The sequence below is a fragment of the Nitratireductor aquimarinus genome (assembly GCF_017255295.1).
In the GTDB taxonomy this organism is placed as follows: domain Bacteria; phylum Pseudomonadota; class Alphaproteobacteria; order Rhizobiales; family Rhizobiaceae; genus Nitratireductor; species Nitratireductor aquimarinus.
The window spans coordinates 541,539-554,572 of the sequence record NZ_JAFKDE010000002.1 but is presented as its reverse complement, the minus strand read 5'-3'; the positions used below and the strand labels follow the sequence as shown (position 1 = coordinate 554,572).

10 protein-coding genes are annotated in these 13,034 nt (G+C 62.2%); 3 read left to right on the top strand and 7 right to left on the bottom strand.

The window, feature by feature from the left end; genetic code table 11:
- Positions 1-710: 710 nt before the first annotated feature.
- From JYP46_RS02930 to JYP46_RS02920, 3 genes are read right to left on the bottom strand one after another with little or no spacing between them, the layout of a single operon-like run.
- Positions 711-1,766: a substrate-binding domain-containing protein gene (locus tag JYP46_RS02930; protein ID WP_113154472.1), complete on the bottom strand. Its 1,056-nt coding sequence runs from the start codon at positions 1,764-1,766 to the stop codon at positions 711-713.
- A gap of 40 nt (positions 1,767-1,806) precedes the next feature.
- Entirely contained in the window at positions 1,807-2,874 is a 1,068-nt protein-coding gene (locus tag JYP46_RS02925) for an ABC transporter permease (RefSeq protein WP_222473835.1), read from the bottom strand.
- A gap of 3 nt (positions 2,875-2,877) precedes the next feature.
- Positions 2,878-4,395, bottom strand: coding sequence for a sugar ABC transporter ATP-binding protein (locus tag JYP46_RS02920; protein ID WP_206547219.1), 1,518 nt, complete (start codon positions 4,393-4,395; stop codon positions 2,878-2,880).
- A gap of 212 nt (positions 4,396-4,607) precedes the next feature.
- Here JYP46_RS02920 and mtnK point away from each other — a divergent pair, with 212 nt between their 5' ends.
- Complete coding sequence (gene mtnK / locus JYP46_RS02915) at positions 4,608-5,873, top strand: S-methyl-5-thioribose kinase (protein ID WP_206547218.1); 1,266 nt, start codon at positions 4,608-4,610, stop codon at positions 5,871-5,873.
- On the top strand, positions 5,870-6,979 hold the full coding sequence (mtnA, locus tag JYP46_RS02910) for an S-methyl-5-thioribose-1-phosphate isomerase (RefSeq protein ID WP_206547217.1): 1,110 nt from the start codon (positions 5,870-5,872) through the stop codon (positions 6,977-6,979). Before mtnK ends, mtnA begins: the two co-directional genes overlap by 4 nt.
- A gap of 134 nt (positions 6,980-7,113) precedes the next feature.
- On the opposite strand, the gene JYP46_RS02905 is transcribed toward mtnA, so the two are convergent.
- The 4 genes from JYP46_RS02905 to JYP46_RS02890 all read right to left on the bottom strand — a co-directional run bounded on the left by JYP46_RS02905 (position 7,114) and on the right by JYP46_RS02890 (position 11,981).
- Positions 7,114-7,872 carry a response regulator transcription factor gene (locus JYP46_RS02905; protein WP_113154468.1) on the bottom strand — a complete coding sequence of 253 codons (759 nt, stop codon included), beginning with the start codon at positions 7,870-7,872 and terminating at the stop codon, positions 7,114-7,116.
- A 433-nt stretch (positions 7,873-8,305) separates the two neighbouring features.
- Positions 8,306-8,983, bottom strand: coding sequence for a Crp/Fnr family transcriptional regulator (locus JYP46_RS02900; RefSeq protein ID WP_222473833.1), 678 nt, complete (start codon positions 8,981-8,983; stop codon positions 8,306-8,308).
- Between the two features lie 377 nt (positions 8,984-9,360).
- A complete protein-coding gene (locus JYP46_RS02895; RefSeq protein WP_206547215.1) occupies positions 9,361-10,575 on the bottom strand; it encodes a polysaccharide pyruvyl transferase family protein in 1,215 nt (404 codons plus the stop codon).
- Positions 10,572-11,981 carry a hypothetical protein gene (locus JYP46_RS02890; RefSeq protein ID WP_222473832.1) on the bottom strand — a complete coding sequence of 470 codons (1,410 nt, stop codon included), beginning with the start codon at positions 11,979-11,981 and terminating at the stop codon, positions 10,572-10,574. Before JYP46_RS02890 ends, JYP46_RS02895 begins: the two co-directional genes overlap by 4 nt.
- Positions 11,982-12,255: 274 nt before the next feature.
- On the opposite strand from JYP46_RS02890, the gene JYP46_RS02885 reads away from it, so the two are divergent.
- On the top strand, positions 12,256-13,011 hold the full coding sequence (locus tag JYP46_RS02885) for a glycoside hydrolase family 16 protein (RefSeq protein WP_206547430.1): 756 nt from the start codon (positions 12,256-12,258) through the stop codon (positions 13,009-13,011).
- Positions 13,012-13,034: the final 23 nt, after the last annotated feature.

Here is a 13,034-nt window from a genome sequence, read left to right as displayed (position 1 = left end):
GCGTTGCTGTGTCATCACAAAACATTCCCGCACACTTCAAGCCGCCATACGCCTCCCTGCCCTTTCCCTCATCCTGAGCCTGTCGAAGGGCGTGGGAAAGGGCACGCACCATCATCTCCGCGCAAACAACAATGGCGGCCTGAAAGCCGCCCTCACCGATCCATTCTCGCGCGACATTGGGCCCGCGCAACATCGCACCCGCCCTGCGATAAGGACGCCGGCATACGGGCATTGGCCGTCCCGGCATGGCCCCTCGGGTCAAAGCCCGAGGGTGACGAATGGCAGGAGTGGTGGCGTCAATCTCGGATGCCGACGAGCTGCATCATCCCGCCCCCCATTCGTCATGCCCGGCCCCCGAGCCGGGTATCCATGCCTGAAGGGCAAATCAAAAGGGCAGCCCAAGAGCCGCGCTTTCCTTCTCCCCGCCAGCGGGGAGAAGGTGCCGGCAGGCGGATGAGGGGCGCACGCCAACGCTCACAAGATCGCACCCGCCATCCCGCCCTCGCCCTTCGACGCGCTCAGGATGAGGGCTTGCGTTGTCATATCATCGCGAAATATGCCTCCCGGCTTCCAGCCGCACCCCGTATCCCTGCCCTTTCCCTCATCCTGAGCTTGTCGAAGGGCGAGGGAAAGGGCACGCACCACCATCTCCGCGCAAACAAAAAGGGCGGCCCGCAAGCCGCCCTTTCCATTCCACCCAACGCACTGCCTCAGTCGCGCGCAGGCAGCGGCATCCAGTCCGGCACCGCCACATCGGCATGGGCAAACTGCGGCATCTTCGCCGACAGATCGTCCATGTTCTTGATGTCGCCATCGTTGAGCGCCTGCTGCGTGATCAGCGTCGGCGGAACGATGACGCTCTTGCCCGGCTCCTCGCCGGCCAGAAGCATGGCGAGCGCGCGCACCGAAACCTCGCCCACAACGGCAGGGTTCGTGGCGGCGGTGGCGACCCAGGCGCTGCCCGGCTCACGCATGGCCGAAATATCGGCCGTCGAAACGTCAGCCGAATAGATCTTGATGCCATCGGAAAGGCCGGCCTCGTCTACGGCGATCTTCACGCCCTTGGCGAACTCGTCATAGGGCGCGAACATGACCTGGATGTCCGGATTTGCCGTCACCACCGAGCGCGCCTGGTTGGCGACCGAGTTGGCGATCGGATTGTCGAGCGTGCCGAACTGCGCCACTTCCTCGATGCCCGGATATTTTTCCTTGAATTCGCGCCAGGTCTCGTCGCGGCGATCGAGCGGTGCAATGCCGGCCACATAAACATAGCCTGCCTTCCACGCTTCGCCATTGTCGGCAACGGCCTGCTCAAGCGCCAGACGCGCCAGATCCCGGTCGGACTGCTCGATCTGCGGGATCGCATCATTTTCGACATTCACGTCGAAGGCCACGACCTTGATGCCCGCATCGACGGCGCGCTGGGCAGCCTCCTTCATGGATTCGGTCAGGCCGTGCTGGATGATGATGCCATCAACGCCAAGCGCAATCGCCTGATCCACCATGTCGGCCTGAAGCGCGGCGTCCTGGCGGCTGTCGAGCACGCGCAGGTTCACACCCAGCGCCTCGGACTGCTTTTCCACGCCCGAAAGATAAGCCTGGAAGAAGTCGCCCGTGGAAAGATAGCGCACCAGCGCAATCTCCACATCACCCGGATTGTCGAACGGCGCGGGCTTGTCCTGTGCGCCGGCGGCTGCCGGCAGAAGCATGGTCGCGCCGGCCAGCGCCACGGCCATCTTGCCCAGAAGTCTGCGTGAAATTTCCATACTCTTTCTCCTCCACTGCCTGTTTGCTTTTGAACGGGCGCTACCGGGCATTCCTCCCAAGCAGCGCAAAGGTGAAGATCAGAGCGATGACGAGCACCGCGCCCTTGACGAAATCCTGCGTGTAATACGGCACGTTCATCATGGTGAGCCCCTGCAGGAGCACGCCCACGAACAGCGCCCCGATGGCCGTGCCGAACGCATTCGGCTTGGCTGCACCCAGCACCGCAAAACCGATCAGCGCCGCCGCCACCGCATCCAGAAGCAGATTGTTGCCCGATGCGATGTCGCCGCGCCCAAGGCGCGCGGCCAGAAGAATGCCGCCGATGGAGGCGAAGACGCCCGAGATCACATAGGCCCAGATGCGGTAGGCCTTGACCGGCGCGCCGGCAAACTCCGCAGCGCGCGCATTCGATCCCACCGCATACATCATGCGGCCAAACCGCGTGTATTCGAGGAAGAACCAGATCAGGATCGCCAGCACGATCAGCACCACCACCGAGGCCGGCACGAGGTTCTCCATGAAGAGATCGAACCGGTGCCGCCCGAGCGCCAGAAAGGCCTGGCTGAACGTGCCCTCGGCGGTCGAGCCGTCGGGCAGCGTCATGCCGGTTGCGATGGAGCGCCCTTCGGTCGGAATGCGCTGCAGACCGATCAGCAGGAACATCATGCCGAGCGTCGCCAGAAGATCGGGCACGCGCATATAGCAGATGATCAAACCGTTGATCAGCCCGACCAGCGCGCCGATGGCAAGACACACCAGAACCGCCACCAGTGCGTTCTGCTCCAGCACCACCATCACATAGGCCGCCGCCATCATGGAGCTTGTGGCGATGGAGCCGATGGAAAGGTCGAAACCGCCCACCACCAGCGTCGCCGTCACGCCGAGCGCCAGAATGCCGGTGATCGAAACGGATTGCAGGATGAAGACCGCCGCCTGCGGCGAGGTGAAGCCGCGCGTCGCAAGCGAGAAGAAAATGATCAGCCCCACAAGCAGGCTCAAAAAGCCATAGCGGATTGCCAGCTCGCGCAGCGAGCGGCCGTCTTTCGGCTGCGCCAGCGCCTCAGCCGGGGTTTCAACCGGGGTCTTGTCCGCCGTACGGCTGTCCATTCTCTAAACGCTCCCTGCGGGTTCCAGACGCTGGCCGGCAACTTCGGCCAGCAGTCGGTCCATATCCACGTCGGCATTGCGATGCTCGCCGACAATCGTGTTTTCGGACATGACGAGGATACGGTCCGCCGTCTCCAGCGCCTCGTCCAGTTCGGTCAGAAAGACCAGTGTTGCGCGGTCGCGGGCGCTTTCGCGCAGCTTGGCCGCAATGTCATGGCGCGCGGCAATGTCGACGCCCTGAAACGGCTCGTCCAGGATCAGAAGCCGCGAGGGCTGTGTCAGCCAGCGCGCCACCGTCACCTTCTGCTGGTTGCCGCCCGAAAGGGTCGCAAGATCGTCGCGCTCGGAGCGGCACACGATCTTGAGGTCCGCAATCTGCTCGCGCGCGGTCTGCCGTTCGGCCCGCCGCCGCGTCACGCTCATGTTCGAGAAGCGCGGCAGAAACGGCAGGCTCATATTCTCGTAGATGTTGAATTCCGGCACGATGCCCGTGGAGGCGCGGTCCTTGGCGACAAGAAACACGCCGTCCCTGATCGCGCTGGCCGGCGTTCTGGGCGCATAGGCCCGGCCATCGAGCTGCATGGAGCCGGCAAGCGGTACATGAATGCCGAACAGCGTTTCGGCAAGCCGCGTCTTGCCGACGCCCACAAGCCCCGTTACCGCCACCACCTCGCCCGCGCCCAGTTCCATGGAAAGCGGCTTTGCGCCCGGTGCGATGCGCAGATCGCGGACCGAGAAAACCGGCGCCCCGGCAGCGCGCGCATCAATGCTGTGCAGGCCCAGATTCTGGCCCAGCATCGCATTGACCGCGCCCTCATAGTCGAGCGGCTTTTCATCGAACTGCCCGACAATGGCCCCGTCGCGCAGGCTGACAATCCGGTCGGCCAGACGCCGGATATCCGACATGCGGTGTGAAATGTAGAGAATGGCGACGCCGCGCGCCCTGAGTCGGTCGATCAGCGCAAAGAGCCGTTCTGCCTCATTGCTTGAAAGCGAAGAGGTGGGCTCGTCGAGGATCATCACCTGCGGTTCATGCGCCATGGCGCGCGCAATGGCCACCATCTGGCGGTCGGCGAGCGGCAGGTCGGTCACCTCGGCGCTGAGGTCGATCCCGAGCCCCATGCGATCGGCCACCTCACGCGCTTCGCGCCGCACCTTTCGCGGGTTGAAGAAGAAGCCGCTGCCCGCGCCATTCAACCGGTCGAGCACCAGATTGCTGGCCACGTCGAGCGCACCCACCACACCGTCATTGATGTTTTGATGCACCGTCACCACGCCGGCGCGCATCGCTTCTGCCGGGGTGGCAGGAGAGAAGGGCCTGTCGCCCAGCATCATCACGCCACGGTCGGCGCGGTGAACGCCGCTCATGACCTTCACGAGCGTCGACTTGCCGGCACCGTTGGCGCCCATCAGAACCGTTACCTCGCCGGCGCGCAGGTCGAGCCCCACTCCACGCAACACGGCGTTGGGTCCGAACGCCTTGGTCAGGCCGGCTATGCGAAAAATCGCGGTGTCGCCCATGCTCTCCTCCCAAGGTGACGCTAACAGGTAACAAGCATTTGTCAACATGATTGACAAATGACAGAGCCTTGGTAGCGTGACGTCAGAACCGGTGGTGCAAACATGAAGACCATCGCCCTTCTCGCCCGCGTGCGGGAGAAGGCGCTGGCGGGCGGATGAGGAGCGAACGCCATGATTTGCGCGCACCGGCGCGAACGGGAGGAGACAGAGACATGAAAGAGAACGCCTTTGAGGCCCTGACGGTGGAAACCCTGCCGGCGCGCCTGGGCAGCATCCCGGAAATCGCCGACCGGCTTGGCGGTGCGCCCACGGACTGGGAGGTCCGCGAGGTGGGCGACGGAAATCTCAATCTCGTCTTCATCGTCGAGGGCGGCAGCGAAACGCTCATCATCAAGCAAGCGCTTCCCTATGTGCGGCTCGTCGGCGACAGCTGGCCCCTGCCGCTGAAACGCTCCTTCTTCGAATATCACGCGCTCACCCGCCAGGAGCAGCGCGCGCCCGGCACCGTGCCCGCCATCCATTATTTCGATGAGACGCAGGCGCTGATCGCCATGGAGTTCCTGTCGCCGCACATCATCCTGCGCCGCGCCCTCATCGAAGGCCAGGAGCTGCCGAAGATCGGCCGGGATCTCGGCCTGTTCATGGCCCGCACCCTGTTCCGCGGCTCCGACCTTTCCATGAAGGCATCGGAACGCAAGGCCGACCTCGCGCTCTTCTCCGACAATGTCGAACTCTGCGACATCACCGAAAACCTCGTTTTCTCCGATCCCTATTTCGAAGCGCCGATGAACCGGCACACGCCGGGTCTCGACGCGGTGGTGAAAGAGCTTCGCGCCGACCGCGACCTGAAAGTCGAGGCCCAGCGCATGAAGCACGCCTTCGCCTCGCGGGCGGAGACCATGGTGCATGGCGACCTGCATTCCGGCTCCGTCATGGTGACACCCGACGACACGCGCATCATCGATCCGGAATTCGCCTTTTACGGTCCCATGGCCTTCGACGTGGGCATGCTGATCGCCAATTACTGGATGGCCTATTTCTCGCAGCGCGGGCACGAGCAGAATGGCAGCCGCGCCTCCATGCGCGCCTATCTCCTGCGCGTCATCGACGAGACATGGAACACGTTCCGCGACGAGTTCGCCCATCTCTGGCGCACGGAACGCGGCGGCATGCTTTATCAGGCCGCCCTCTATGAAGATCAGGAGGATGGGCTCGCCGCCGAACAGGCGCTCAACCATGTCATCCACGATCTGTGGACCGACATGCTGGGCTTTGCCGGCATCGAGATGCACCGCCGCATTCTGGGCCTTGCCCACAATGCCGATTTCGAGGACATCGCCGACGAAGATCTGCGCGCCTCCTGCGAGACGGCAGCGCTCAAATTCGGCCGGCACATCGTCGTCAACCGCAACAGAATTCAATCGCTGGCCGAACTTGATCGGCTGGCCGAGGCACTGGACCAGGGGAAACTGTCATGAAGGTCGCAGACAAGCACTACCGCACCATCTGGGTGAACGAGGATGGCTGGTCCGTCGACCTCATCGACCAGCGCTGGCTGCCCCATGAGCTGCGCGTGGAAACCGTCAGCACCGTTGACGGCATCGCCACCGCGATCCGCGACATGTGGGTGCGCGGCGCACCACTGATCGGCGTCACCGCCGCCTATGGCGTCGCCCTGCGCATGCGCGAGGACGCATCCGACGCGGCCCTTGATGCGGTCTGGGAAACGCTGCACGAAACGCGGCCCACGGCCATCAACCTGCGCTGGGCGCTGGACGAGATGCGCGGCCTTCTGGGCAAACTGCCCGAGAGCGAACGCGCTGAAGCCGCCTACAAACGCGCAGCCGAGATCGCCAACGAGGACGTCGAGCTCAACCGCAGCATCGGCCGCCACGGGCTCGAAATCATTCGCGAAATCGCCGCGCGCAAGAAGCCCGGCGAAACGGTCAACATCCTCACCCACTGCAATGCCGGCTGGCTCGCCACCGTCGATTTCGGCACCGCCACCTCGCCCATCTACCACGCGGTGGAAGAAGGCATTCCGGTGCATGTCTATGTGGACGAAACACGCCCGCGCAATCAGGGCGCACAGCTCACCGCCTGGGAGATGGCCGGCCACGGCGTTCCGCACACGCTGGTGGTGGACAATGCCGGCGGACATCTGATGCAGCATGGCATGGTCGACATGGTGATCGTCGGCACCGACCGCACCACCGCCGATGGCGATGTTTGCAACAAGATCGGCACTTATCTGAAGGCGCTGGCGGCAAGCGACAATGGCGTCCCCTTCTATGTCGCGCTGCCCTCGCCCACCATCGACTGGACCGTGCGCGACGGGGTGAAGGAGATCCCCATCGAGGAACGCTCGGGCGACGAAGTCTCGCTTGTCTGGGGCAAGGACGAGAGCGGCCAGGTGCGCCAGGTGCGCATTTCGCCGGACGCGACGCCCGCCGGCAACCCGGCCTTCGACGTGACGCCGGCGCGGCTTGTCAGCGGCCTGATAACCGAGCGCGGCATTGCCGACGCCTCACCCGAAGGGCTCGCCAAACTCTTCCCTGAACGGGCGAATGCAGACGCTGCGTGAATTTCAGAAAACGATTCAGAAATGGCCTGAAATGCGCTGATTTTGAATCGTTTTCCGCCAAACCGGACCAAAACAAACAAAAAGGCTGACCTCACGGTCAGCCCCAGTCTGGCATCAAACGAGCGTACACTCCGTCAGGCCTGCATCTCGCGAATTTTGTAAGCGACCTCGGTTCTGTTGGTCGCGTTCAGCTTCTTCATGATGTTGCGAATGTGCACCTTCACGGTGCTCTCGCAGAGCTGAAGTTCATAGGCGATGATCTTGTTTGCCTTGCCGCGCCGGAGCGCTTCCGCCACTTCGGCTTCGCGGGCAGTGAACAGATTGCCAAGCCCGACAACACGACTGCTGTTCGAGTTGATGACATCGCGCATGGCAAGCACACCGCTCGCCGGCACGAACACACCGCCTGCCCGGGCCAGAAGGATCGCCTCGGCGGCGACATCGACCCCGACATTGCTCGGAATATAGCCTTTCGCGCCGGCTTCCAGCGCCTTGAGGATCTGTCCCAGATCATCCGTATCGGCGATCACGATCACCGGCTGTTCTTCGAATTCCTCGGCCAGGTCATGAATTTCCGCGCAGATCCCCTGTTCGGAAATCTTGCGGCTCCCGACAATCAGGAGAACGGCCTCGGGATGACGTCCTCCGGAGGCCTTGTGCCATTCTTCCGAAGAACCGACTGCAACAATTTCAAGAGAAGGATTTTGAGTTTCCAGGCTGCGGGCCAGGCATTCCCGGTCCAGCACCCGGGGATCGATCAAAAGAACAAGTTCGCGATCAGCGTCCTTGTCCGCTGCGTCCCAGTCCTTTCGTGACGATGCCGCAAGTGCACCGCCGGACGCATTCATGATCCCATGTAAATCACTGCTATGTCCTACCTTTGCCTGTTCCATTTCAAATGCTCCCCAACACTCACTCAAACCAAGCCCCAGTGACATCGGAAAAGCGCTATATTTATTGTTTGCACACCCCGCCCGCCCCGCCGATGAACTATCGGCAGAATGAAACCTCCCCAAGAGGCTTCCATCAGGACTATCACTTGGAGATTTATTATCCTCACAATTGGGGATAATTTGCATTAACATGGATCAATGCATTTAAAGAATCATTCAAAATGATTATACTTGCAGAATAGATACTTAAAGTTGCAATCAGATGATAAATTCGCGAATTTGGTTCTCTTCATTTCATAACCACTGCGCTCCGCACAGGGCATATGGCGCATACATCTGAAGTCTAATACTGATTATATCAAATGCGCTTCGCATTGCGGCAATCACGATTATGGGAGCCGCGCGAATACCCCTTCCGTGAGTGCCCGAGGGGTCAATTATCCACAGGCGCGGCATCCGCATCGGAAAGAGCCAGATAGGCATCGTCGAAGCCGGTGGCCGTGATCAGGCCGGCGCGGTTCTGAAACGTCACCACCCCGCCCCGGAAGGAGACATACCCGCCCTCGCGCAATTTGCGCAGAACGCGATTGACGTGAACCACCGAAAGGCCGAGCGCATCGCCCAGATCGACCTGGGTAAGCGGACAGGCGAAGGAACTGGCTCCCTGCCCCTCATAGAGGCCGACACGGAAGGACAGTTCGAGCAGAAGATGCGCAACCCGCTCGAATGCGCCACGGCGGCTGATATTCACGAAATGCTCGGCCGCACGGGCGTACCGCCGGGCCATTCCCTTGAGAACGAACTCGCGCACATGCCGGGGATAGCTGGAAAGGTTTTCGTAGATCGCACCGGGAAATTCGAACAGCGTCACCGATGTCAGCGCCCGCACTTCCTCACGCGACCACTCGGTTGATCCCACGGTGATCACGTCACCGGTCAGCGAGAAATCGACCACGGTTCTGGAGCCGTCTTCCAGCTCCTTCCCGTTTGCCACCCAGCCCGAAACGACCAGAAGAACGGCGCGCTTTTGCCCATCCATGTCGGCAATCGTGTCGCCACTCGCGTAAAGACGCTTTCGCAGAGCCGAGCCGTTTGCCTTGCCAGCGCCCATTCCAAACAGGCCCCGCGCCGTCTCAGCCTCCAGGTAATGCAGTATTTCTCTATAATTATCGGAGCCCCGAGCCCGCATACTTCCCCGCTCTTTGCGCCACTTCTGGCCACCAGGCTGACCGGTATGTCGACCAGAGGCAGTCATGTGGCTTCTAACCACGAACTAAACGCCCTGTTCGCAAACCCGGTTCCATAAAACTGCTTTCGCAGTCGCAGACCCCGCCCCACGATCAGGAGACACGCGGATAAGTCTCTAATTAACATGGTATTCTGCCCTAATCACAAATATGTCAGCCAGCCCCAATTTCACCGAATAATGATTATTTCTTCGATTGAGGGCCGGATTGACCAATTCGCACGCCGATTTACAGCGAAGCATCACGCTGAAGCGCGATCCGCGGCGGGCGCCGGCATCTTCATGTCGCGCGTGAGTCTGAGGATCGCTCCCCGTGCTCCGGCAACGCAAAGACGGTGTGTTTCTGGGTCGATCCCCTGTTCCAGCGCCGCCAGCACGCGCTTCGCGATGGCTGCTTCATCTTCTTGGTGCGCTGAAACGAAGAAGGGTTCACGGGCGGTGAGCCGGAAGAAGCCCTTCACCTTCTGATCCCATCCAAGCCCCACGGCAGGAATGCCCAGTGCATAGGTCGTGATGCAGGCATGCAGTCGATGGGCCACGAGCCCGTCGAGACTGCCGATAAGGGCAATCAGTTCGTCGGGAGATGATGGCCGCGCGACAACACCGCACCGCCCCGTCATGCGCCCGTCGGTCTCGGGAAGGTCAATCCGGACCCGCTCCAGAAAAGCCTGATCCTCCAGCGCTCCATTGGTGAAGAGCACCACATCGCAGCCCGCGTTCAAAAGTTGCCCGGACAGCGCCCGGTAGCTGGCGACCGAAGCCAGCGGAATGGCGTGCGTCCCGCCGCTTGCATGCCGGTGCAGAACGACCGGATGGGTGACGCACAGGCCGACCAGCGGGCGGACCCGGCGAACATGCCCATGCGCATGTTCCGCCCGCTCCACCGTCAATGCGGGGTCGGGCGCGAGGCTCGCATCCCGCCAGTCGGAAAAATGCGCCTGCCAGTTCTGCAAAGCGCCCGCATCGCGCACCGATGCATGAAAGACCCGGCACTCCCGCAGGCGACCGAACAGCGTCGCCGCGCGCGGCGACCAGTGGCTGCTGACGCCCACGGCAAAGACGCCCACCGGCGTGTCCGTCTCCCGGCAGAGGTCCAGCACCTGCCCGACCTTCAGCGGAAAATTGAGATCGTCGTCCTGAAAGAGATTGCCGCCGCCGATGACAACGAAATCTGCGCTCTCGATCCTGCGTTTCCAGACCGGGCGCAGCGCCGCCAGACGGCGGCCAAGCACGCGCTCCACGACCATGCGGCGCACCGGCCCGGGCATCGCCCCCAACAGGCGCAGAACACCGAAGCGCCGGCTGTCCGCAGCGCCATAAGCGTCGCGCCCGGCAAGATCCACCGTCTCGACCTCAGCGCCAGGCAGGGTCTTTGCAAGCTCGCGCTCAAGGCATTCGGCCAGAATGCCGTCCCCCAGATTGGGGCTGTAGCGCACATTGAAGACCACGACCCTCACGAGACCGTCTCCAGACGGGTCCTGCTGCCGGCTCCGGCCGCCACCGGCTCGCTGCGCAGGGCGGCGGCAGATCCGGCAAGGATGAAGAATAAAAGCCCCAGATCGTAGACGGTGCCTGAAATCATGGCCTCGCAGAGACCGGCAAACACGCCGGCCTTTGCCGCCCGCGTGGCGGCCCGCTCATAGCGCCCGGCATCGCTGCGCAGCATCAGCGTGTTGCCGACAAACAGCGCAAACAGGATCGCGCCGATGAGACCTACATTGGACAGGAGAACCAGCGCATAGCTGGAAGCGCGCGCGCTGCCGAGCCCCGCACCCCAGCCCCAGGTATCGAGGAAGACCTGAAACGCAACCGCATTCCACTGCATGCGCTCCCGCGCCGACTGGCTGCTGAGCTTGGAATAGAGTGTCTCGTCGAGGAACGACTGAACGCCATCGGCAAATCCCGGCGCGAAGACCAGAACAAGCATGAAGCAGAGTGGAACGCTGAGGAGAGCGAGCGCTATCGCCGCCGGTCGACCGGTGACGCCATGGGGTCCGGTTGCCGGCAGCGCGCGCCATGACAGGAAGACCATGACGGCGGCAAGGCTCACCAGCGCCGTGGTCGAGGTCGACAGAAGAAGCGCCAGGAGGAGAAGACCCGCAATGACGCCCGTTGTCATGGAGCGCATGCGGTCGAGCCACAGGCTGGCGGTGAAGGCGAAGAGAACGATGGTGTAGCCCGCAAAGGCCGATGCTTCGGGAAAGGTGCCCGAAATGCGCTTGAAGCCCGCTTTTTCCGAACCGGTCAGGAGCGCGTAATTCGCCGTGCGGATGAAATCAAAGAGATAGGCCGTGCCCGTGCGATAGGTGACGACATCGAGCAGCGCAAAGACGAGATTGGCGACCGCCAGAACCAGCATCGCATTCACCACATCCCGCGCCGTGCCGCCGCGTTTCAGATAGGCATAGGTGAAGGCGAAGCAGAAAAGACCGCCCAGCGCATAGACCGTTTGGGTGATGTTGTTGCTGGAGAACGACAATGGCGTGAGATCGATGATCCGGTGCCCTGCGGAGGAGCGCAGCACGATCATCGTTTCGGTGACGCCCTCAAGAACACGCGGGAAGAAAAGCGCGGAAAAGACACCATAGACCGTGAGCAGAAGCAGCCAGATGCCGGGCGAAGATGAGGAGACGGCTGCGAAGACCGGTCGCTCGCCATGCGCCATGAAGAGACGCAGGCAGAAAAAGGCCAGAAGCAGGCTCGGCACGAGCACCGAAGCGCCGCCCAGACCCGGCACGCCAAAGGCTGCCGCAGCGCCAAAAAGCGTGGAAAGGACGATGACGTAGAATGCCATGCGCGGCGGCGCCAGAAGGACCACCCCACCGAGAACAAGCGACAATAAACCCAGTAATTCGATGCGCATGGCGCGCCTCGCCCTTTAGCCGCACAAGCGGCGTAAACCCGGTTGAGGATACCACGCATGCAATGGAGCGTCCCTGTTTCAGGGATACCTCTTATGGACAGTGGGACCGCGATTGGCTGAATTCCGGGATTGGCAGATGCAGTGATAATCTGCCTTCCGGGAGGTTGCCGCATTGCCGTTTTCCTCAGATACATCACGCGCTTCTGGCGCATCACGGATCTCGGCGAAACGCCGGTTCCTTGTGTTCGGGTTTGCCACGGTCCTCACGCTCGGCATGCTCAAGGCCAGCGCCAATGACGAACCGGGCACAGAAGCCGACCGGCTGGACATTAACGCCATGCGCCTGTCGTTCGACGAGGATTTCACAAGTCTCGACGTTTCGGCCTGGGGACCGGGCACACGCTGGATCGCGCATACGCCCTGGTCGGGCGATTTCGGCGGTGCGCGCTTTGCCGATCCCGGTCAACGCACGCCTTTCAGCATCGAAGACGGGATGCTGAAGATCGAGGCAAAACGCGACCCGGAGGGCGACTGGCAATCCGGCCTGCTCGCCTCGATGGACCCCAAGGGCAACGGCTTTGCCCAGCAATACGGCTATTTCGAAATGCGCGCGCAACTGCCCGACGGCCCCGGCGTGTGGCCGGCCTTCTGGCTGATCGGCAAGGACCGCTCGCAATCCACCGCAGAGATCGACGTGATCGAATTCTACGGCGACAAGCCGGATGGCTATTCATCGGTCGTGCATGTCTGGCACCGCGACGGACGCCATTATTCGCGCTTTCACCGCAACAATGTCTTCGAGGATGCGCGACCGGGCGACTTCCACACCTATGGCGTCAAGATCGACCGCGACTGGATTCGCTTCTATTTCGACCGCACATTCGTCTGGAAGACCGAAACGCAGGAAGAGCATCGCCAGCCGCTCTACATCCTGCTCAATCTGGCTCTGGTCGACGGACCGACGAAGGACGAGGCCCCCGACCCCTCGCACATGATCGTCGACTATGTGCGGGCCTACCGCCTTGATTGACGGGCGGCCAATGCCCTTCCAGA

What these genes read in the sequence shown, in the direction of transcription:
- JYP46_RS02920 (WP_206547219.1), bottom strand. Translation starts at nt 4,395, where the DNA reads ATGGGCGACACCGCGATTTTTCGCATAGCCGGCCTGACCAAGGCGTTC.
- JYP46_RS02930 (WP_113154472.1), bottom strand. Translation starts at nt 1,766, where the DNA reads ATGGAAATTTCACGCAGACTTCTGGGCAAGATGGCCGTGGCGCTGGCC.
- JYP46_RS02890 (WP_222473832.1), bottom strand. Translation starts at nt 11,981, where the DNA reads ATGCGCATCGAATTACTGGGTTTATTGTCGCTTGTTCTCGGTGGGGTG.
- JYP46_RS02885 (WP_206547430.1), top strand. Translation starts at nt 12,256, where the DNA reads ATGCTCAAGGCCAGCGCCAATGACGAACCGGGCACAGAAGCCGACCGG.
- mtnK (WP_206547218.1), top strand. Translation starts at nt 4,608, where the DNA reads ATGAAAGAGAACGCCTTTGAGGCCCTGACGGTGGAAACCCTGCCGGCG.
- mtnA (WP_206547217.1), top strand. Translation starts at nt 5,870, where the DNA reads ATGAAGGTCGCAGACAAGCACTACCGCACCATCTGGGTGAACGAGGAT.
- JYP46_RS02925 (WP_222473835.1), bottom strand. Translation starts at nt 2,874, where the DNA reads ATGGACAGCCGTACGGCGGACAAGACCCCGGTTGAAACCCCGGCTGAG.
- JYP46_RS02905 (WP_113154468.1), bottom strand. Translation starts at nt 7,872, where the DNA reads ATGGAACAGGCAAAGGTAGGACATAGCAGTGATTTACATGGGATCATG.
- JYP46_RS02900 (WP_222473833.1), bottom strand. Translation starts at nt 8,983, where the DNA reads ATGGGCGCTGGCAAGGCAAACGGCTCGGCTCTGCGAAAGCGTCTTTAC.